Source organism: Streptomyces sp. NBC_00289, assembly GCF_041435115.1.
Classification (GTDB): domain Bacteria; phylum Actinomycetota; class Actinomycetes; order Streptomycetales; family Streptomycetaceae; genus Streptomyces.
Genome location: NZ_CP108046.1, coordinates 6,996,948 through 7,017,048, shown reverse-complemented (window position 1 = coordinate 7,017,048; position 20,101 = coordinate 6,996,948). Strand labels below are relative to the sequence as shown.

Sequence of the window (20,101 nt, the reverse complement as noted above, 5' to 3'; positions counted from 1 at the left end):
GTGTAGGGAAGCAGCCGTTCCGCTGGGCGGAACGGCGGTCGGCCCCCACCATTCCCCGCCAAGCCGCGGCATCCGGCCCCTATCGGCAGCCACCCGCCCGAGCCCGCCGAAACCGCTCCGGCAAGCGCTTTCAAGAGGCGTCGTCGAACGCGTCGTCGAAAGCGATATCCGTTCGACCCATTGACACCCCCCTCACACCGTCCTTACTGTCACGCCAGCATTTCGAACGTGTGACGAAATCTCGAACACACAGAACCGAGCCGAACAAAGCAGCGAGGGGCGACTGGCGTGCGCATCACCGGAATCAGCACACACGTGGTCGGGACGCCGTGGCGCAACCTGACCTACGTACAGGTGCACACCGACGAGGGGATCACTGGAGTCGGCGAGACCCGGATGCTGGGTCACACCGACGCGCTGGTCGGCTACCTGCACGAGGCCCAGAACAATCACATTCTGGGCTCCGACCCGTTCGCTGTCGAGGACCTCGTCCGGCGCATGAAGTACGGCGACTACGGGCGGGCCGGCGAGATCGTCATGTCCGGTATCGCCGTCATCGAGATGGCCTGCTGGGACATCAAGGGCAAGGCCCTCGGAGTGCCGGTATGGCAGCTCCTCGGCGGCAAGGTGACCGACAAGGTCAAGGCGTACGCCAACGGCTGGTACACCACCGAGCGGACCCCGGAGGCCTACCACAAGGCCGCCCAGGGAGTCGTCGAGCGCGGCTACCGGGCGCTCAAGATCGACCCCTTCGGCACCGGGCACTTCGAGCTCGACCACGAGCAGACCCTCTACGCCGTCTCGCTGATCGAGGCCGTGCGCGACGCGATCGGGCCCGACACCGAGCTGATGCTGGAGATGCACGGCCGCTTCTCCCCCGCCACCGCCATCCGGCTGGCGCACGAGCTCGCGCCGTTCAAGCCGGCCTGGCTGGAGGAGCCCTGCCCGCCGGAGAACCTGAAGGCGCTGGAGAAGGTCGCCGCCAAGGTCGACATCCCGGTCGCCACCGGTGAGCGGATTCACGATCGCATCGAGTTCCGGGAGCTCTTCGAGAGCCAGGCCGTCGACATCATCCAGCCCGACGTCGGCCACATCGGCGGCATCTGGGAGACCCGCAAGCTCGCCGCCACCGCCGAGACGCACTACGTGCTCGTGGCCCCGCACAACGTCGGCGGGCCGGTCCTCACCTCCGCCTCCCTCCAGGTCGGCTTCACCTCCCCGAACTTCAAGATCCTCGAGCACTTCAACGACTTCGCCGACGCGGAGATCAAGAAGGTCGTCAAGGGCGCCCCGGAGGTCAACCCGGAGGACGGCTGCTTCCACCTCTCCGACGCCCCCGGCCTCGGTGTGGAGCTCGACGTCGACGCGGCCGCCGAGTTCCCGCAGCAGCAGGCCCGGTTCGACCTGTGGGCCGAGGGCTGGGAGCAGCGCAAGCCGAAGGGCGCCCGGAAGTGAGCACCGCCGTCGTCGTCGAGGCGCCCGGCGAGCACCGGCTGGAGCCGCACACGCCGCGTGAGCCGGCCGCGGGCGAGGCGCTCGTCCGGGTCCACGCCGTCGGCATCTGCGGCAGCGACCGCGAGGTCTACCAGGGCAACCGGCCCGAGGGGTACGTCCGTTACCCGCTCACGCCGGGCCACGAGTGGTCCGGGACCGTGGCGGCCGTCGGGGCCGGGGTGCCCGCCTCGCTCGTCGGGCGCAAGGTCGTCGGTGAGGGTTTCCGCAACTGCCAGGTGTGCGACCGCTGCCACGCGGGCGAGACCACCCTGTGCACGGCGGGGTACGAGGAGACCGGCTTCACCCAGCCGGGTGCGATGGCGGCCACGCTCACCCTGCCGGCCCGGCTGCTGCACGCCCTGCCGGACGACGCCGACCTGACGGCGGCCGCCCTGCTGGAGCCCGCCGCCTGTATCGCGGCGGCGGCGATCAAGGCGAACGCCCGGCCCGGTGAACGGGTCGCGGTGGTCGGTACCGGAACGCTCGGCATGTTCGCCGTGCAGTTCCTGAAGGCCGGCTCCCCGGCCGAGCTGCTCGTCGTCGGCACCCGTCCGGACCGCGCCGACCTGTCGAAGCGGTTCGGCGCCTCGGACTTCCGCACCAGGGACCAGGACCTCCCCGACGACTTCGACGTCGTCATCGAGACCGCCGGGTCCGCGTCCGCCGCGCGCACCGCCGCCTCCCTGCTCAGGCGCGGCGGGCGCCTGGTCCTGACGGGGATCCCGGCTCCGGGCGCCGAGGGTCTCGACCCGACGGACCTGGTGGTACGGCAGCTGGAGGTGCACACCGTCTTCGGGGCGCCGCCGGATGCCTGGGCGCACACGGTGCGGGTCTTCGGTGCCGGGTTGCTCGATCCCCTGCCCCTGGTCACTCACGAACTGCCGTTGGACGGGTTCCCGCAGGCCATCGAGCTGGTGGGGTCCGGTGATCCGAAGGTCGGCAAGGTGCTGCTACGGCCGTAGGAAGCCCCCAGTCGTACGCCGGTACGGGGGCAACCTGACGGTCCCCGTACCGGCGTGCACCCACGCTTTTCCGTACCCCGAGCCGCGAACTTTGTCCGAAATACCGAACCAGAAGGACAGCTTGTGACCGACGCTTCCGCCACGGCAGCCCGCCGGCCCGGTGAGCAGGCCCTCACCGCCCTCGGCCTTGGTGCGCCCGCCCTCGACCCCGCCGACGCCTCGCCGCACACCTTTCCCGGCGGCGGCCGCTGGCGCACCGAGATCCCCTCGTGCGAGGGCCCCGAAGCGCTGGCCGTGATCCTCAAGGAGTCCTCGCGCCTCGACGTGCCGATCCACCGGATCAGCCAGGGCAGCGGCGTCTGGATGCTCAACGACGCCGAGATCACCGAGATGGTCGAGGCCACCGCCGAACGCGACATCGAACTCTGCCTGTTCACCGGCCCGCGCGGCACGTGGGACATCGGCGGCTCGACCCGTACCGACTCACGGGGCGGGGGGCTGAGAGCCCGCGGGTACGACGCCGTCGCCGGCTGTGTCGAAGACGCGGTGAGAGCAACGGAGTTGGGCGTCAAGTGCCTGCTCGTCGCCGACGAGGGCGTCCTGTGGACCCTGCACCGGGCGCGGCTCGCCGGGATCATCCCGGCCGACACCACGCTCAAGGTGTCCGCACTGATCGGGCCGGTCAACCCGGCCGCGTACGCCGTGTACGAGCGGCTCGGCGCCGACTCGGTCAACGTTCCCAGCGATCTGACGCTGGATCACCTCACCGAGATCCGGCGGCAGTCGGCCGCACCCATGGACATGTACATCGAGGCCCCCGACGACCTCGGCGGCTACATCCGGATGTACGAGGTCGCCGAGCTGATCCGGCGCGGCGCACCGCTGTACCTGAAGTTCGGCCTGTCCAAGGCGCCCGCCATCTACCCCTACGGACACCACCTGCGGGACGTCACCCTGGCCACGGCCAGGGAGCGGGTGCGGCGCGGACGGCTCGCCCTCGACCTTCTCGAGCGGCACGGCGCGGGCACCGACATGGCGCCGCTCGGCTCCCGGCTGCCCGGCGAACTGAACAGGTTCGACGCCGGGTCATAACGTTCCGGAAACCTCGCTTCACAAAAGCTGACACAGCCGCGCACAATCCAACACACCGCTCCTCGGTCTTCCAGGTTCACCCTCGACGGTGGCCGCCCATCGCGAGACCGAGCCCTGCACACACATCAAGGATGATGATCATGCGTAACCGCAGAGCCGCCCTCGCCGCGATAGCCGGAGCCGCCTCCCTCGCCCTCACCCTGTCCGCCTGCGGCCAGAGCGGTGAAGGCGGCAGCAACGAGGACAAGGGCGACGCCAAGGGCGGCACGATCGGCATCGCGATGCCGACCAAGTCCTCCGAGCGCTGGATCACCGACGGCGCCAACGTCGAGAAGGACCTCAAGGCCAAGGGCTACAAGACCAAGCTCGTCTTCGGCGAGGACGACCCCGACCAGCAGGTCAACCAGATCGAAAACCTGATCACGCAGGGCGTCAAGGCGCTGATCGTCGCCGCGATCGACAACAAGTCCCTGGGCAACGTGCTCCAGCAGGCCGCCGACGCCGACATCCCGGTCATCTCCTACGACCGCCTCATCCTCGGCACGAAGAACGTCGACTACTACGCGTCCTTCGACAACGAGAAGGTCGGCCAGCTCCAGGCCAACTACATCGTCGAGAAGCTCGGACTGGCCAGCGGCAAGGGCCCGTTCAACATCGAGCTGTTCGCCGGCTCCAACGACGACAACAACACCAAGTACTTCTTCAACGGCGCGATGAGCGTCCTGCAGCCGTACATCGACAAGAAGAAGCTGGTCGTCCAGTCCGGCCAGACCGGCCTCACCCAGGTCACCACCCTGCGCTGGGACGGCGCCACCGCGCAGAAGCGCATGGACGACATCCTCACCAAGTCGTACAAGAGCGAGAAGGTCGACGCGGTGCTCTCGCCGTACGACGGCATCTCGATCGGCATCCTGTCGGCGCTGAAGTCGGACGACTACGGCTCCAAGAGCAAGCCGCTGCCGGTCCTCACCGGCCAGGACGCCGAACTCGCCTCGGTGAAGTCGATCATCGCGGGTGAGCAGACGCAGACCGTCTACAAGGACCTGCGCAAGCTCGCCGAGGTCGCCACGACCATGGTCGACGACGTCCTCACCGGCAAGAAGCCGGAGACGAACGACACCAAGTCCTACGACAACGGCACCAAGGTCGTCCCCGCCTACCTGCTGCAGCCGGTGAGCGTCGACAAGGCCAACTACCAGAAGGTGCTCGTGGACGGCGGCTACTACACGGCTGACCAGCTCAAGTAAGCGCCGAACCCCTAGGATTGGAAGGCACGACCATGGCGGGACCCGTCCTGGAAATGCGCTCGATCGTCAAGACCTTTCCCGGCGTCAAAGCGCTGTCGGACGTCACACTGACCGTCCGTCAGGGCGAGGTCCACGCCATCTGCGGCGAGAACGGCGCCGGGAAGTCCACCTTGATGAAGGTGCTCTCCGGCGTCCATCCGCACGGCAGTTACGAGGGCGAGATCCTCTTCGACTCGGAGACCTGTCACTTCAAGGACATCCGGGCGAGCGAACAACGCGGCATCGTCATCATCCACCAGGAGCTGGCCCTGGTGCCGTTCCTCTCGCTCGCGGAGAACATCTTCCTCGGCAACGAGCACGCCACGCGCGGGCTCATCAACTGGAACGACACGCTCAGGCACGCCAGCGAACTGCTGCGCCGGGTCGGTCTCGACGACCACCCGGAGACCCGCGTCGCCGACATCGGCGTGGGCAAGCAGCAGCTCGTGGAGATCGCCAAGGCGCTGTCGAAGAAGGTGAAACTGCTCATCCTGGATGAGCCGACGGCCGCCCTGAACGACGAGGACAGCGGCAAACTCCTGGATCTCATCCTGGAGTTGAAGAAGCAGGGCATCACCTCGATCATCATCTCCCACAAGCTGAACGAGATCCGCAGGGTCGCCGACTCGGTGACGATCCTGCGCGACGGGCGCTCCATCGAGACGCTCGACGTGAAGGCGCCGGAGACCACCGAGGACCGGATCATCAGCGGCATGGTCGGCCGCGACCTCGACCACCGCTTCCCCGAGCGCACCCCGCACGAGGCGGAGGCGGGCGCCGCCCCGGCGCTGGAGATCCGCAACTGGACCGTGCACCACCCGATCGACCAGCAGCGCAAGGTGGCCGACGACGTGTCGATCTCCGTGCGGCGCGGGGAGATCGTCGGTATCGCGGGCCTCATGGGCGCCGGCCGCACCGAACTCGCCATGAGCGTCTTCGGACGGTCCTACGGCCGGTACGCGGGCGGCACGGTCCTCAAGGACGGCAAGGAGATCCGTACCAAGACCGTCCCGGAGGCGATCGGGCACGGTATCGCGTACGTCACCGAGGACCGCAAGCACTACGGCCTCAACCTCATCGACACCATCAACCGCAACATCTCACTGACCTCCCTGAACAAGGTCTCCAAGCGCGGTGTGGTCGACGAGCACGAGGAACGGCAGGTCGCCGAGCGGTTCCGCAAGTCCATGAACATCAAGGCTCCGACCGTCTTCGAGCCGGCGGGCAAGCTGTCCGGCGGCAACCAGCAGAAGGTCGTCCTCAGCAAGTGGATCTACGCGGGCCCGGACGTGCTGATCCTGGACGAGCCGACGCGTGGCATCGACGTCGGCGCCAAGTTCGAGATCTACACGGTCATCGACAAGCTGGCCGCCGAAGGCAAGGCGGTCGTCTTCATCTCCTCCGAGCTGCCGGAGCTGCTCGGCATGTGCGACCGCATCTACACGATGGCCGCGGGGCGGCTGACCGGTGAGTTCTCACGAGCCGAGGCCTCGCAGGAATCGCTGATGCGTCAGATGACGAAGGACAAAGAGGTAACCCGATGAGCACGGATGTGACCGCCAAGACCCCGGCCCCGGCGCCGCCCGGGAAGTCCGGCGGCTCGACCGCGGGCGGTGGCCTGCTGCAGCTGATGCTGGACGGCCTGCGCCGCAACATGCGCCAGTACGGCATGCTGATCGCCCTCGGCCTGATCGTCGCCCTCTTCGCGGTGTGGACCGACGGCGACCTGCTGCTGCCGCGCAACGTCTCCAACCTGGTGCTGCAGAACAGCTACATCCTGATCCTCGCGATCGGCATGATGCTGGTGATCATCGCGGGCCACATCGACCTGTCGGTCGGCTCGCTGACCGCGTTCATCGGCGCGTTCGCCGCCGTGCTGACGGTGCAACACGATGTGGCGTGGCCGATCGCCCTGGTCCTGAGCCTGCTGGTGGGCGCGGTGGCGGGGTCGGTGCAGGGATTCCTCATCGCGTATCTCGGCATACCGTCGTTCATCGTCACCCTCGCCGGCATGCTGCTCTTCCGCGGTATGACGGAGATCCTGCTGGAGGGCCAGACCCTCGGCCCGTTCCCCAACGGACTGCAGAAGATGGGCAACGGCTTCCTGCCGGCGACAGGACCGAACACGAACTACCACAACATCACGCTGCTGCTCGGCCTCGCCCTGATCGTCTTCGCGGTGCTTCAGGAGGTCCGCGACCGCAAGCGCCAGCAGGAGTTCTCGCTGGTCGTGCTGCCGAAGAACATCTTCCTGCTGAAGCTCGTCGCCATCGTCGCCGCGATCCTCGTCGTCACGATGCTGCTCGCCAGCTACAAGGGCGCGCCGATCGTGCTGCTCATCCTCGGCGCGCTGGTGGTCGGTTACGGCTACGTCATGCGCAACGCCGTCTTCGGCCGTCACATCTACGCGATCGGCGGCAACCTGCCGGCGGCGAAGCTGTCCGGCGTCAAGGACAAGAAGGTCACCTTCTTCGTCTTCCTGAACATGGGCGTGCTCGCGGCCCTGGCGGGTCTGGTGGTCGCAGCCCGCCTGAACGCGGCCTCCCCGAAGGCGGGACTGAACTTCGAACTCGAGGCCATCGCCTCGTCGTTCATCGGTGGCGCGTCCATGAGCGGCGGTGTGGGTACCGTCCTCGGCGCGATCATCGGTGGTCTCGTCCTCGGTGTGCTGAACAACGGCATGAACCTCCTCAGTGTCGGCACCGACTGGCAACAGGTCATCAAGGGCCTGGCCCTGTTGGCGGCGGTCGGCTTCGACGTGTGGAACAAGCGCAAGTCCGGTTCGTAAGTCAGCTCGGGGCCCTGTCGGACGGCAGGGCCCCCTCCACTTGGGCGAGTGAGCCGAAGGGGCACGCCGATGTCGAGAGGCCGAGCGCGCGGAGGCCCGCAGGGCTGAGCACGGTCGGTCGCTCGACCACCGGCTGGAGTGTCCCGGAGGCGAACCGAGCCCTGATAAAAGGGAGAGCCGCACATGGAACTGAACAGACGTACGGTCATCGCGGGCGCCGCGGCCGCGGGAGTCGCCGCGACCACGCTCGGCGGCACGGCACACGCCACGGGAGGCAGGACGCCGGTGAAGTCGCTCTTCGGCAAGCTCGCCGACGGCACGAAGGTCTACCGCTGGTCGCTGGCCAACGGCGGGACGAAGCTGAAGGTCCTCTCCTACGGCGGCATCGTCCAGTCACTGGAGATCCCCGACCGGCACGGCCGGTACAAGAACGTGTCGCTGGGCTTCGACAACATCGAGGACTACGTCGCGAAGACCCCGTACTTCGGCGCGCTGATCGGCCGCTACGGCAACCGCATCGCCAAGGGCCAGTTCAGCCTCGACGGCAAGAACTACCAGCTCTCCGTCAACGACGGCGTCAACAGCCTGCACGGCGGCGTCAAGGGCTTCGACAAGCACGTGTGGGACGTCGAGCCGTTCGCCAAGGGCTCCGACGTCGGCCTGCACCTCTACTACACGAGCGTCGACGGGGAGATGGGCTACCCGGGCACGCTCAAGGTGAAGGTGACGTACACCCTCACCAAGCACGGCGACTGGCGCATCGACTACGCGGCCACCACCGACAAGGCCACGGTGGTCAACCTCACCAGCCACGTCTACTGGAACCTGGCCGGCGAGGGCAGCGGCTCGATCTACGACCACGAGCTGAAGATCGCCGCCGCCCGTTACACGCCCGTCGACTCGGGGCTGATCCCCACCGGTGAGTTGGCGAAGGTCGCGGGCACGCCGTTCGACTTCCGGCACACCAAGTCCGTCGGCGAGGACATCCGGGTCGCCGACCAGCAGCTGCTGTACGGCAAGGGCATCGACCACAACTGGGTCCTCGACAAGGGCATCACCGGCAAGCCCGAGCACGTCGCGACCCTGCGGGACCCGTCCTCCGGCCGCACCCTGAAGATCGCGACCACCGAGCCCGGTCTGCAGTTCTACTCGGGCAACTTCCTCGACGGCACCCTCGTCGGCACCGGCGGCCACATCTACCGCCAGGGCGACGCGCTCTGCCTGGAGACGCAGCACTTCCCGGACTCACCGAACCAGCCGAAGTTCCCCTCGACCGTTCTGCGGCCCGGTCACACGTACCGGACGACGACGGTTCACACCTTCGGCTCGTAGCGTTCCGCAGGGTCTGCCGTGGGGAGCTGCGGGTCCGTTGTGGCCGGTCACGCAGTTCCCCGCGCCCCTTCCGGGCGCCGGGACCGCCCCCGACGCGTAACCCGAACCTTCGGTTCCGTAACTCACACCACTTTCACACAGGTTGAACAGCGCCACATCCGCCTCCGTATCTAGAAGTGGCCCGTGCTCCCCCGCACGGGCCACCCAGACGACGGGCCCGGTCGTCCCCGCCGGGCCCGCCCCCTACGGAGGCTCCAATTGGCTGACAACGTCACCTCGCTGTTTCGCAGCACAGCGGCGCACAGCCCGTCGATGGCGGCGCTGACGCGTGAAGGCGACGGCTCCGGCCCGGTGGACTTCTGCATCCCGTGCAACCCGTACTTCCCCACCCCGGCCATGTTCGACGAGATGTCGGCCCGGCTGCGGGACATCATCACGTACTACCCGAGCGGCGCCGACACGATCACGTCCGAGCTGTGCAACCTGCTCCAGCTCCCCCCGCAGTGCGTGGCGATGGGCAACGGCTCCACGGAGCTGATCACCTGGATCGACCACCTGCTGGTGCGCGAGTCGCTCGCCATCCCGGTCCCCACCTTCGGCCGCTGGACCGACCAGCCGATGGAGACCGGCAAGCGGGTCGACATGTTCCCGCTCCAGGAGTCCAGCGGGTTCGCCCTCGACCTCGCCCAGTACGCCGAGTTCATCCGCGCCCGGGGCACCCGCGTCGCCGTCATCTGCAACCCCAACAACCCCGACGGCGGCTTCCTGCACAAGCACGCGCTCGTGCAGTTCATGGACGCGATGGCCGACCTGGACCTGGTGATCATCGACGAGTCGTTCCTCGAGTTCGCGGACGCCGAGGCCGAACCGAGCGTCGTCCAGGAGGCCATGCTGCGGCCCAACGTCATCGTGCTGCGCAGCCTCGGCAAGAACTTCGGCCTGCACGGCATCCGTTTCGGCTACCTGGTGGCCAACCCCTCCCTCGCGGGCCGGGTCCGCTCCATGCTCCCGAAGTGGAACCTCAACTCCTTCGCCGAGTACGTCGTCTTCATGCTCAAGGAGCACGGCGCCGAGTACGCGCAGAGCCTGCACCAGGTGCGTCGCGACCGCCTGGACATGGCGAGCCAGCTCTCCTCGCTGCCCGGTCTGACGGTCTACCCGTCGCAGGGCAACTTCCTCTTCGTCCGCCTCCCCGTGGGCGCGGAGGGCACCGTGGTCCGGGACCGGCTGCTCACCGAGCACCGCATCCTGGTCCGTGAGTGCGGCAACAAGATCGGCTCGTCCAGTCGCTTCCTGAGACTCGTGGTGCGTCCCCAGGTGGACGTCCGTCGCCTGGTGTCCGGCCTGGAACAGGTGCTCTACGGGACCAGGAGGGGAGCCGCCGTGCCCGAGCTGGCTACAGGGACCAGCTACAGCTCGGGTACGGCGGCCGTGGACCGGTTGGTCAGCGCCACCAACGGGGCCGGGATGCACAATCTGGCCGCTCAGGCCGTCGGAGCCGGCATTCCCGGCCCCGCGGCAGCCCCGGCCGCCGGCGGCGGGATGCCGCTGCCGGCGGCGGCCCAGATGTCGCAGCTGGCGATGATGGCTCAGATGGCCCAGATGAACCAGTCGGGTCAGCTGCCGCAGCCGGGCCAGACGGGCGGGGCGGGCATGCCGATGCCGGCGCCGGCCGTGATCCAGGAGGCCCCGCAGCCCGTCGGCTACCCGGCGCCCGCCCCCATGCCGGCGCCCGCGCCGATGCCGACCCAGATGCCGACTCCGCAGCCCATGCAGATGCCGGCCCCGGTTCCCGCCGCCGCACCGATCCCGGCCGCGGCCGCGATGACCGGCCCGACCCCGCCCGGCGTCCCGGCACGCGGCGGCCTCACGGCCGCCCAGGTACGGGGAACCACCGGCCCGCCCGGAGGCCCGGGCAACCTGGCCCCGGCCCCGGCAACCGGCTGGCCCAACGCCCAGAGCTGGCCGAACGCGGCCGGGATGGGCCAGGCGGGATAACGGCGCCCGGCCTACGGCCGGCTGCTGACCGTGTATGGAGGCCGCTCGGCGGCCGGGGCGTAGGGCGGCGGCTGTGCGCCGCTTCGGTGGGTGGCCCGCCGACGCGCCCCGGTCGCCGTGTCACCTCGTGCGGCGACCGGTCATGACTCGAAGCCGAACTCCGTGTTCATCCGGTCGGACCAGTCCGCGTCCGCCAGACCCGCGCCCACCAGGACGTCCCGCCAGTCCTCTCTGGCCGACTGCACGGCGTCGAGGAGCCGGTCCACCCGCCCCCGGCCGCACAGGAGCGTGGCGGCGGCGATCCGTTCCTTGTCCTCTCTGTCCCCTCTGTCGTTCAGGTGGGTGACGAGTTGGGTGAGCAGTGCCTCGACCACCTGTCCGTCCCGTTCGGGGTAGTCCTCGGAGATCCGTCGTCTGACGCGTGCGGTCAGCCCCATCCACATCCCTCCACAGCTCTGTGGCTGGCCACGCTACCCCGGCCCTGCCGCAAGACCCGGGAACCGCTCACCCCGAACCCGGCCTCCGCCCCGCCCCCGTGGCGCGGCCCCGCGAACACCGTGCCGCCGTGGCTCTCGGCCACGTCACGGACGATGGCGAGGCCGAGGCCGGATCAGGACAGGCTCCGGGCCGTGTCGGTGCGGTGGAAGCGGTCGAAGATCCGCAACGCGTCGGGTGTGTCGATCGAGCTGACCCAGCTGCTCGTCGTCCCGCTGCCGATGCTGCCGCTGACCCAGACCGCCTGTTATCCGGCGTTCCGCGTCGGGACGGCCGTTGTCGGCCTGCTTTTCTCGGCGTCCTGGCTGCTGGAGCGCACGACACTGACCGACTCCGACCCGTTCGAGGGTGTCCAGTTGTGGCTCGTCGGGCATCCGCTGCTGGTCGCGGAGGCGGTCGCGGCCCTCGCCGGCATCGCCCGGCTCCTGGCGCCACGGCCGGTTCAGGCTGTCTCGCAAGCAACTTGACGGGCTGTCACTTTGCCCGACTGACAGCTGACCGACAGCATCCGTTTCTAGGGTGCCGTGTTCATGACAGACACTTCAGGAGCAACCCCGATCGGGCGCCGCACCGTACTGATCGCCACCGGCGCCACGGCCGTCGCCCTGGCCGTGGGTGCCGCCGCGCCCGAAGCCCCCACCGCCGACGCGGCACCGGCCGCGGCGGCCGTCTGCACCCTCACGAAGGAGATGACCGAAGGCCCCTACTACCTCGACGGACAGTACGTCCGCGCCGACGTCACCGAAGGCAAACCCGGCGCCCCGCTCAAACTGACCCTCACCGTCGTCGACGACGACACCTGCGTCCCGCTGAGCAACGCGCTCGTGGAGATCTGGCACTGCGACGCCCTCGGCGAGTACTCCGGCTTCGTCGGCAACAACGGCCACAGCGAACCGGACGACGGCACCTTTCTGCGCGGCGGTGTCCTGACGAACTCCGGCGGCGTCGCGAGCATCACCACGATCTACCCCGGCTGGTACCGCGGGCGCTGCGTGCACATCCACGTCAAGGTGCACACGAACGTCACGCTCACCTCGGACGGCTCGTTCACCGGCGGCCGGGAACTGCACACCGGGCAGCTCTTCTTCAACGAGACGATCACCGGGAGGATCGCCGCGCTCTCGCCGTACTCGACCAACACGGTCACCCGCACCACGCTCGCCCAGGACGGCATCTACGACGAGGGAGGCGCCGCGTCCGGCCTCCTCACCCTCACCGCGCTGGGCGGCTCGGCCTCGTCGGGCTACGCGGGCACCCTGACCCTGGGCGTGGAGCAGAGCTGAGCAGGGGCCCCGGGGAACCGCCGTCGCACGCGCGGCCCCCCGGGGCCTTCGGCCGCTGCCGCGGTCAGGAGTCCGGGCACTCCTGCCACGCCAGGTGGTACACCGTGCTGATGTCCCCGTCGGTCGAGTCCATCGTCATGAAGCTGACCTTGCCGGGCGACTGGCTGCCGGCGGTCACCCGCAGTTCGGTGTTGATGTTGAAGTTGCGCTGGACCCCGCACGGGGCCCAGACCAGCTGGGCCCAGTCCGTGGTGTCGGTGGCCTGCCAGTTGTCGTTGTAGGGGCCGTTGAAGGGATGGGTCTTGGCGGCCGTGTTCGGAGAGCCCTGGAAGTAGTACGAGGCTCTCTGGGTGCCGTTCGCGCCGGGCTGGAGCGCGGCGAAGCCGCGGTAGTCGGCGCTGGCGATGGCGTAGGTGAAGCCCGCCGGGACATGGACGAGCAGGTTGAGCTGACAGTTCTTGCGGAACGCCGTGGGCGCGGAGTCGCCGCCGGCCTGGGCGAGGTAGTCGCTGTAGGTCACGGTGAAGGCGGTGTTGTCCTGGGAGACGGCGATCGCGGCCGTGCCCTGCGGACAGCCGGAGCCGTTCACCGTGGCGACCTTGATGACAATCTTGTCCGGGGGCGGGTCCTCGAACCCGCCGGACGGGTCGTGCGCGGGGAGCGCGGTGGTGAGAAGAGCGGCGATCGCGCCGCTCAACAGGAGTCCACCGGTCATGGTCTCTCCTAGTGGGTTGGGGGGGTGGCTGCGCCCCCGGCCTTTGGAGAATCTGTGGGGATTCTGTGAAGCGAGGGGGCGATCGCAGCGTAGGGAGCCGCACCCGGGACGGTCAGGGCGAACTCCGGCCATTCACAGACGCGGATTTCACAGCGCCCGAACTTGGTTGAAAACAACAGGTGTTGGCGGACACATCCCCAGGCGGTTCACAGCCGCACATCAAGGTTTTCCTCAGCTGCGCCCCTACCTTCACTCGGCATGACGGGAAACCAGGAACACCAAGAACAGCCCGGCCGGCACCGCCGGAACACGGGCATCCAGCGCCGCCGCGTCCTGATCGGCGGCGGCACCGCGGCCGTGGCGGGCGGCCTCGCGATCACCGGCATCGCCTCGGCCGACCCCGCGGACAACCGGACCGCGACGACGACCACGGACGCCGCCTCCGCCTCCGCGTCCGCGTCCGCGTCCGCCTCCAGTGGCGTCTGCACCCTGAACGCCGAGGTCACCGAGGGTCCGTACTCGCTGGACGGGGCGCTGGTGCGCGAGGACATCAGGGAGGACCAGGAGGGCGTGGAGGTCCGGTACACGTTCACCGTGGTCGACCAGGACGACGACTGCGCGCCGCTCGCCGACGCCCTGGTCGAGATCTGGCACTGCGACTCCCTCGGGGAGTACTCCGGCTTCGTCGGCGGCAACGGACACCAGGAGGAGGACAACGGCACGTTCCTGCGCGGCGGGCAGATGACCGACGCGAACGGACAGGCGAGCATCACGTCCGTCTGGCCCGGGCACTACGTCTCCCGGGCCGTCCACGTCCATATGCGGGTGCACACGGACGTGACGCTCACCGACGACTCCTACACCGGCGGCGAGGTCATCCACACCGGCCAGCTCTTCTTCGACCCCGACATCAACGAGGAGGTCCAGGCCCTGTCGCCGTACTCGGACAACACCACGCAGGAGACCGCCCTGGCCGACGACACCATCTACGACGACGGCGGCGCCTCCTCGGGCCTGCTGACCCTGACGGCCCTCGGCACCGGCGTCTCGGACGGGTACACGGCGACGCTCACCGTGGGTGTCGGCACCGCCTGATCCCGGACACGCACGGACGGGCCACCGCCCCTGGGACCGTGAGGAAAGTCATGGTCAGGGGCGGCGGTCCGGCGTGATGCTCGTCACGGGTTCTCCCACGAGGCCGGCTCGGCGGCCAGCAGCCGTACCGGCTCGGGCAGCGCGTCCGCCGCGATGTCCGCGACCGTGACACCCTCCAGGATCTTCCTGACGTTGGCCCGCAGGGCGACCCACACCGGCAGCAGCGGCTGCGCCGACCCGGTGTACTCCAGCCCGGTGGGGCGCTCGCCGCGCACCGAGACGATGGGCCCGTCCACGGCCCGGATCACGTCCGCGACCGTGATCGCCGCCGCCTCCCGGGCCAGCCGGTAGCCCCCGCCCCCGCCCCGTCGGCTGTCGACGATGCCCCCGCGCCGGAGATCCCCGAGGATGCCCTCCAAAAACTTGTGCGGAATGTCCTGGGCAGCGGCCACGACCTCGGCTTTCACCGGCTCGCCGCCCTGTCGCACGGCGAGTTCCAGCACCGCTCGTACCGCGTAGTCCGCACGTGCCGAGATCCTCATATGAACATTGTGAGGCGTGCGGGTGTGCACAATGTCCCAACCCGACATTGACCCCACCCGCCCCTCGCGGCGCAGCGGAACGGACAGGCACAACAGGAGGCGCTCCCTTGGAGCTCAGCAGACGTACATTCAGCGCCCTCGCCGGCACCACGGCGCTCGGACTCGCGCTGGGCGGCAGCGGCACCGGGGCGACCAGCGCCTACGCGACCCACACCGTGCCGACCGGCCCGGCGCCGGGCGCACCGAGCGCCGACGGCCGGGAGCACACGGTCGGCTTCGACCGGTACTCGCTGCTGGTGGACGAGAAGCGGCTGGTCCTGTGGTCGGGCGAGATGCATCCGTTCCGGCTGCCGAGTCCCTCGCTGTGGCGGGACGTGCTGCAGAAGATGCGCGCCCACGGCTACAACGCGGTCAGCGCCTACGTGGCCTGGAACTACCACTCCCCCGCGCCCGGCGCGTACGACTTCACCGGTGTCCGCGACCTCGACCTGTTCCTGCGCACGGCGGCCGAGACCGGTCTGTACGTGGTCCTGCGCCCGGGCCCGTACATCAACGCGGAGGTCGACGGCGGCGGCTTCCCCGGCTGGCTGACGGCCACCGCGGGCCGGGCCCGGACGGCCGACCCGGCGTATCTGAAGCACGTCGACCAGTGGCTGACCGCGGTGAACACCATCGCCGCACGGCACCTGTTCACCTCCGGCAAGGGCACGGTCCTGCTCTACCAGATCGAGAACGAGTACGACGTCACGGGGGCGGCCGGGCGCGACTACATGGCCCACCTGTACCGCAAGGTGCGGGCCGACGGGATCGACGTACCGCTGTTCCACAACGACGCGGGCCCGAACGGGAACTGGGTGCCCGGGTCCTTCGACACCGGCGGTGAACAGGGCGGCTGGCTGTACGGCTTCGACGGGTACCCCGCGCCGGACCGGACCCCGCCCGACTGGGGGGACTTCGGTGTCGGCGGGGCCAAGGGCGGGGCGACCGCCAGCCCGAAGACCCCCGGTTTCCTGCCGGAGTTCGGCGGGGGCCGGTTCGACGCGTGGGGCGGGGCCGGGCTCCAGGGGAAGGGGTACGCGGAGGCACGGCGGACCCGGGACGCGGCGTACGAGCGGCGCTCCCACTTCACGAACCTCGCCAACGGGATCACCCTGCACAACGTCTACATGACCTTCGGCGGCACCTCGTGGGGCTGGCTGCCCGCGCCGGTCGTCTACACGTCGTACGACTACGGGGCGGCCTTCGACGAGGGGCGCAACCAGACGCCCAAGCTCGCCCCGATGCACCAGCTTGGGCATCTGCTCCAGCGGGTGCCGGACTTCGCGAAGCTGGACCGGGCGGCCCGGGTGAAGGCCACGGACGAGCGGCTCACGGTCTACCACCTGGTCAACCCCGACACGGACGCCCATGTCTACGTCGTGCGCAACGACTCCGAGGAGCCGGTCTCCTCGCCGCTGCCGGACGCCGGGATCGAGGTGCCGGTCACCGTCCCGGCCCGGGACGCCCGGCTGCTCACCACGGGGCTGTCCTTCGGGGAGCGGACGTTCCGGTACGCCACCGTCGAGCCGATGATGTTCCTGCGCGCCGGGCGGCAGGACGTCGCCGTGTTCACGGGGCGGCACGGCGAGATGGCGCAGATCGTCCTGGAGTGCCCGGAGGAGCCGACACCGGCCCGGCTGGACGCGGAGGTCGCCTGGGTGTACGACCGGGGCCTGCTGCGCATCACCGTGCCGCTCGGCGTCGGCGGACTGAGCCGCATCCTGGTCGACGGCGGCGGCTCCGACCGGCAGTTGCTGATCCTCCTCGCCGACGACGCCACCGCACTGCGCCTGTGGCCGTACGACACACCGTCGGGCTCGGTGCTGGTGTACGGCCCCTCGCTGGTGCGGGAGGTCGCGCTGGAGGACTCCACGGTCCACCTCACCGGCGACACCACGGGGCCGACCGGGGTCGAGGTCTGGGGGCCGCGCGGGATCGACCAGGTCACCTGGAACACGCGCGTGCTGGGCACCCGGGTCAGCGCCTCCAGCAGCCTGCTGAGCCTGCAACTGCTGCCCGGCGCCGGGCCGGTGACCCTGCCCTCGCTGGACGGCGGCTGGCGGCGGCGGACGGAGAACCCGGAGTCGGCGCCGGACTTCGACGACTCGCGGTGGAAGGCCGCCGACAGGAGGACGTCGTACAGCACGACCCCGGTGCCCGAGGGGCAGCCCGTCCTGTTCGCGGACGACTACGGCTTCCACTACGGGGACGTCTGGTACCGGGGGCACTTCTCCGCGGACGTGACCGACGTGGAGTCGGTCTCGCTCGCCTACAGCACGGGCACGCAGGGGCTGCTCATGGCGTGGCTGGACGGGGAGCCGCTGGGCACCCACCGCATGCCCGTGCCGGACAAGAGCACGGTGGAGCGCGGAAGTTGGGCGGCGAAGGCCACTCTGGCGGTGCCGGAGAGGCTGCGGGAGGAACTGCGCGAGAAGGCGGCGGACGGGCGTGGCGCCCGTGACTCCCACGTCCTGTCCGTGCTCGTCCGGCGGATGCAGCACGACCAGGACGGCAAGGCGCTCGACACCCACAAGGCCGCTCGCGGGCTGACGGCGGTCACCTTCAAGGGCGCCTCTCCCGAGGTGAGCTGGCGCCTCCAGGGCGAGGCGGCGGCCGACCCGGTGCGCGGACCGCTGAACAACGGCGGGCTGTACGGGGAGCGGGAGGGCTGGCACCTGCCGGGCTTCGGCGACAGCGACTGGGACACCGTCGAGCTGCCGCGGTCCGACCGCCGGCAGGGGGTGACCTGGTACCGCACCACGTTCCGGCTGGCCGTGGACGCGGGCATCGACGCCTCGGTCGGGCTGATCCTCGTCGACGGTCCGGAACGCGCCTACCGCGCGCAGATCTTCCTGAACGGCTGGAACCTGGGCCAGTACATCAACGATGTGGGGCCCCAGCACACCTTCGTCCTGCCGAACGGGATCCTGCGCACACGTGGCGTCAACACACTGGCCCTTGCGGTCCTGTCGGACGGGACCACACAGTCGGGCCCGGGACAGGTACGGCTGACCCTGCTGGGCCACGCGGCCGGCGGAGTGCCGGTGACCCCGGTGGCCTCACCCGGGCGGTGAGGCCCCACGGGGCGTGCGTCACGCGGGCCGGGCGTCGCCCGGGGCGAGCCGGATGACGTTCCAGGACAGCGGTCGCAGGACGGCGGTCAGGACGCCGTCCGCCAGGCCCGTGCCCTCGGCCTGGTACGGCGTGACCCGCTCGGGCTCGGCGAGGGTGTTGCGGGCGTCCGGGTCGGCGTCGGCCAGCACCGTGTGCTCGACGACGGAGGACAGGTCGAGCCCGTGCAGGGCGACTTCGAGCGGCAGCGCGTCGTCACGGCCGCGGTTGACGGCGAACACCGTGACCGTGCCGTCCTCGGCGCGCACCGCGGTGGCGTGCAGCAGGTCGGTCTCGCCGTACTTCTTCGTCTCGTACGTCGGTGAGTCCACGCGGACGTCGAGGACCTGGCCGCGGCCGTACCGGGAGGCCTGGGCGAACGGGAAGAACGTCGTCTGCCGCCAGGCCGGGCCGCCCGGCTCGGTCATGATCGGGGCGATGACGTTGACGAGTTGGGCCAGGCAGGCGACGGTCACCCGGTCGGCGTGCCGCAGCAGCGCGATCAGCAGTGAGCCGAACACGACCGCGTCCAGCACGCTGTAGTTGTCCTCCAGCAGCCGTGGGGCCTCCGGCCAGTCGGCCGGGTCGGCGGTCCTGGCGTGCTCCTCCCAGCGGGAGAGGTACCAGACGTTCCACTCGTCGAAGGAGAGGTTGATCTTCTTCTTCGACTTCAGCCGCGCGCCGACGTGGTCGCAGGTCGCCACCACGTTCTCGATGAAGGACTCCATGTCGACGGCGGAGGCGAGGAAGGAGTCGACGTCGCCGTCGACGGGCTCGTAGTAGGCGTGCAGGGAGATGTGGTCGACGAGGTCGTACGTCTCCTGGAGGACCGTCGCCTCCCACGCGGCGAAGGTGGGCATGGACTGGCTGGAGGAGCCGCAGGCGACCAGTTCGACGCCCGGGTCGATCTGGCGCATGGCGCGGGCCGTCTCGGCGGCGACGCGGCCGTACTCCTCGGCGGTCTTGTGGCCGGTCTGCCAGGGGCCGTCCATCTCGTTGCCGAGGCACCAGAGGCGGATGCCGAAGGGCTCCTTGTCGCCGTGCGCGACGCGCTGTTCGGAGAGCGCGGTGCCGCCGGGGTGGTTGGCGTACTCCTGGAGCTCCAGTGCCTCGGCGACGCCGCGGGTGCCGAGGTTGACCGCCATCATGGGCTCGGCCTGGGGGCCGACCTTCCTGAGGAAGTCGATGTACTCGGAGAGGCCGAAGCGGTTGGTCTCCGTGGAGCGCCAGGCCAGGTCCAGGCGGCGGGGGCGGCCCTCGGCGGGGCCGACGGAGTCCTCCCACTTGTAGCCGGAGACGAAGTTGCCGCCGGGGTAGCGGACGGTGGTGACGCCGAGTTCGCGGACCAGCTCCAGTACGTCCGTGCGCAGACCGGCCTCGTCGGCGGCGGGGTGGCCCGGCTCGAAGACGCCCGTGTAGACGCAGCGGCCGAGGTGTTCGACGAAGGAACCGAAGAGCCGGGGGTTGACCTCGCCGACGGTGAAGGCGGGGTCGAGGGTGAAGCGGGCGGTGCGCATCTTTTCCTTCCGGGGGGTTCGGGTTCGGGTTCGTCTCGGGGATGCGGATTCGCGTGCGGGTCCTGCTTGGCCGTGCGTGGTCGTGCGTGGTCGTGCACGGCCGGAACTGTTCGAGATTTCGAGTGTTGCCCGCAACTTCGAACGGACCGTAGATTTCGCGGCGCCCGCACGTCAATGGGGCGGACGGAAGTCGGGGTGCCCGGACGGCGCGGAAAACGGCGTGTGGCGGATGACCGATTACCGTCCCCCCAGTGATCGTTTCGGGTTCGTTCCCCGTTGAACAACGGTCGCCGGATCACATGACGCGAACACATCCGGACGCGTACTCTCGAACGACCTGCTGGGCGGCGGT

General features: G+C 69.6%; 16 protein-coding genes. 12 read left to right on the top strand and 4 right to left on the bottom strand.

Annotated elements, in window-relative coordinates; all coding sequences use genetic code 11:
* Positions 1-288 precede the first annotated feature (288 nt).
* The 8 genes from OG985_RS31780 (at position 289) to OG985_RS31745 (ending at position 10,952) form a co-directional block, all read left to right on the top strand.
* On the top strand, positions 289-1,455 hold the full coding sequence (locus OG985_RS31780; protein ID WP_371671781.1) for a mandelate racemase/muconate lactonizing enzyme family protein: 1,167 nt from the start codon (positions 289-291) through the stop codon (positions 1,453-1,455).
* Entirely contained in the window at positions 1,452-2,456 is a 1,005-nt protein-coding gene (locus OG985_RS31775) for a zinc-binding dehydrogenase (protein ID WP_371671780.1), read from the top strand. Before OG985_RS31780 ends, OG985_RS31775 begins: the two co-directional genes overlap by 4 nt.
* Positions 2,457-2,579: 123 nt before the next feature.
* Positions 2,580-3,548 (top strand): hypothetical protein, encoded by a 969-nt coding sequence (locus OG985_RS31770; protein ID WP_371671779.1) that lies wholly within the window; start codon positions 2,580-2,582, stop codon positions 3,546-3,548.
* 140 nt (positions 3,549-3,688) lie between these two features.
* Entirely contained in the window at positions 3,689-4,795 is a 1,107-nt protein-coding gene (gene chvE / locus OG985_RS31765; protein ID WP_371671778.1) for a multiple monosaccharide ABC transporter substrate-binding protein, read from the top strand.
* A 32-nt stretch (positions 4,796-4,827) separates the two neighbouring features.
* Positions 4,828-6,378 (top strand): multiple monosaccharide ABC transporter ATP-binding protein, encoded by a 1,551-nt coding sequence (gene mmsA / locus OG985_RS31760; protein WP_371671777.1) that lies wholly within the window; start codon positions 4,828-4,830, stop codon positions 6,376-6,378.
* Positions 6,375-7,622 (top strand): multiple monosaccharide ABC transporter permease, encoded by a 1,248-nt coding sequence (mmsB, locus tag OG985_RS31755; protein ID WP_371671776.1) that lies wholly within the window; start codon positions 6,375-6,377, stop codon positions 7,620-7,622. Before mmsA ends, mmsB begins: the two co-directional genes overlap by 4 nt.
* Positions 7,623-7,805: 183 nt before the next feature.
* Positions 7,806-8,954, top strand: a complete 1,149-nt coding sequence (locus tag OG985_RS31750; RefSeq protein ID WP_371671775.1) for an aldose epimerase family protein — start codon at positions 7,806-7,808, stop codon at positions 8,952-8,954.
* Positions 8,955-9,212: 258 nt separating this feature from the next.
* Complete coding sequence (locus OG985_RS31745; RefSeq protein ID WP_371671774.1) at positions 9,213-10,952, top strand: histidinol-phosphate transaminase; 1,740 nt, start codon at positions 9,213-9,215, stop codon at positions 10,950-10,952.
* Between the two features lie 140 nt (positions 10,953-11,092).
* On the opposite strand, the gene OG985_RS31740 is transcribed toward OG985_RS31745, so the two are convergent.
* On the bottom strand, positions 11,093-11,389 hold the full coding sequence (locus tag OG985_RS31740) for a hypothetical protein (protein WP_371671773.1): 297 nt from the start codon (positions 11,387-11,389) through the stop codon (positions 11,093-11,095).
* A gap of 192 nt (positions 11,390-11,581) precedes the next feature.
* Between OG985_RS31740 and OG985_RS31735 the strand changes: the two genes are divergently transcribed.
* Both OG985_RS31735 and OG985_RS31730 read left to right on the top strand, forming a co-directional pair.
* Complete coding sequence (locus OG985_RS31735; protein WP_371671772.1) at positions 11,582-11,914, top strand: hypothetical protein; 333 nt, start codon at positions 11,582-11,584, stop codon at positions 11,912-11,914.
* A 63-nt stretch (positions 11,915-11,977) separates the two neighbouring features.
* Positions 11,978-12,730, top strand: coding sequence for an intradiol ring-cleavage dioxygenase (locus OG985_RS31730; protein WP_371671771.1), 753 nt, complete (start codon positions 11,978-11,980; stop codon positions 12,728-12,730).
* Positions 12,731-12,794: 64 nt separating this feature from the next.
* On the opposite strand, the gene OG985_RS31725 is transcribed toward OG985_RS31730, so the two are convergent.
* Positions 12,795-13,445: a DUF4360 domain-containing protein gene (locus OG985_RS31725; RefSeq protein WP_371671770.1), complete on the bottom strand. Its 651-nt coding sequence runs from the start codon at positions 13,443-13,445 to the stop codon at positions 12,795-12,797.
* A 258-nt stretch (positions 13,446-13,703) separates the two neighbouring features.
* Here OG985_RS31725 and OG985_RS31720 point away from each other — a divergent pair, with 258 nt between their 5' ends.
* Positions 13,704-14,540 (top strand): intradiol ring-cleavage dioxygenase, encoded by an 837-nt coding sequence (locus OG985_RS31720; protein ID WP_371671769.1) that lies wholly within the window; start codon positions 13,704-13,706, stop codon positions 14,538-14,540.
* 83 nt (positions 14,541-14,623) lie between these two features.
* Here OG985_RS31720 and OG985_RS31715 read toward each other — a convergent pair whose 3' ends face one another.
* Positions 14,624-15,082, bottom strand: a complete 459-nt coding sequence (locus OG985_RS31715) for an Rrf2 family transcriptional regulator (protein ID WP_371671768.1) — start codon at positions 15,080-15,082, stop codon at positions 14,624-14,626.
* A 107-nt stretch (positions 15,083-15,189) separates the two neighbouring features.
* Between OG985_RS31715 and OG985_RS31710 the strand changes: the two genes are divergently transcribed.
* Complete coding sequence (locus tag OG985_RS31710; protein ID WP_371671767.1) at positions 15,190-18,195, top strand: beta-galactosidase; 3,006 nt, start codon at positions 15,190-15,192, stop codon at positions 18,193-18,195.
* 18 nt (positions 18,196-18,213) lie between these two features.
* Here the strand turns inward: OG985_RS31710 and OG985_RS31705 are convergent, their stop codons facing one another.
* The gene (locus tag OG985_RS31705) at positions 18,214-19,749 is read right to left on the bottom strand and encodes an alpha-N-arabinofuranosidase (protein ID WP_371671766.1); all 1,536 of its coding nucleotides are present in this window, start codon (positions 19,747-19,749) and stop codon (positions 18,214-18,216) included.
* Positions 19,750-20,101 lie beyond the last annotated feature (352 nt).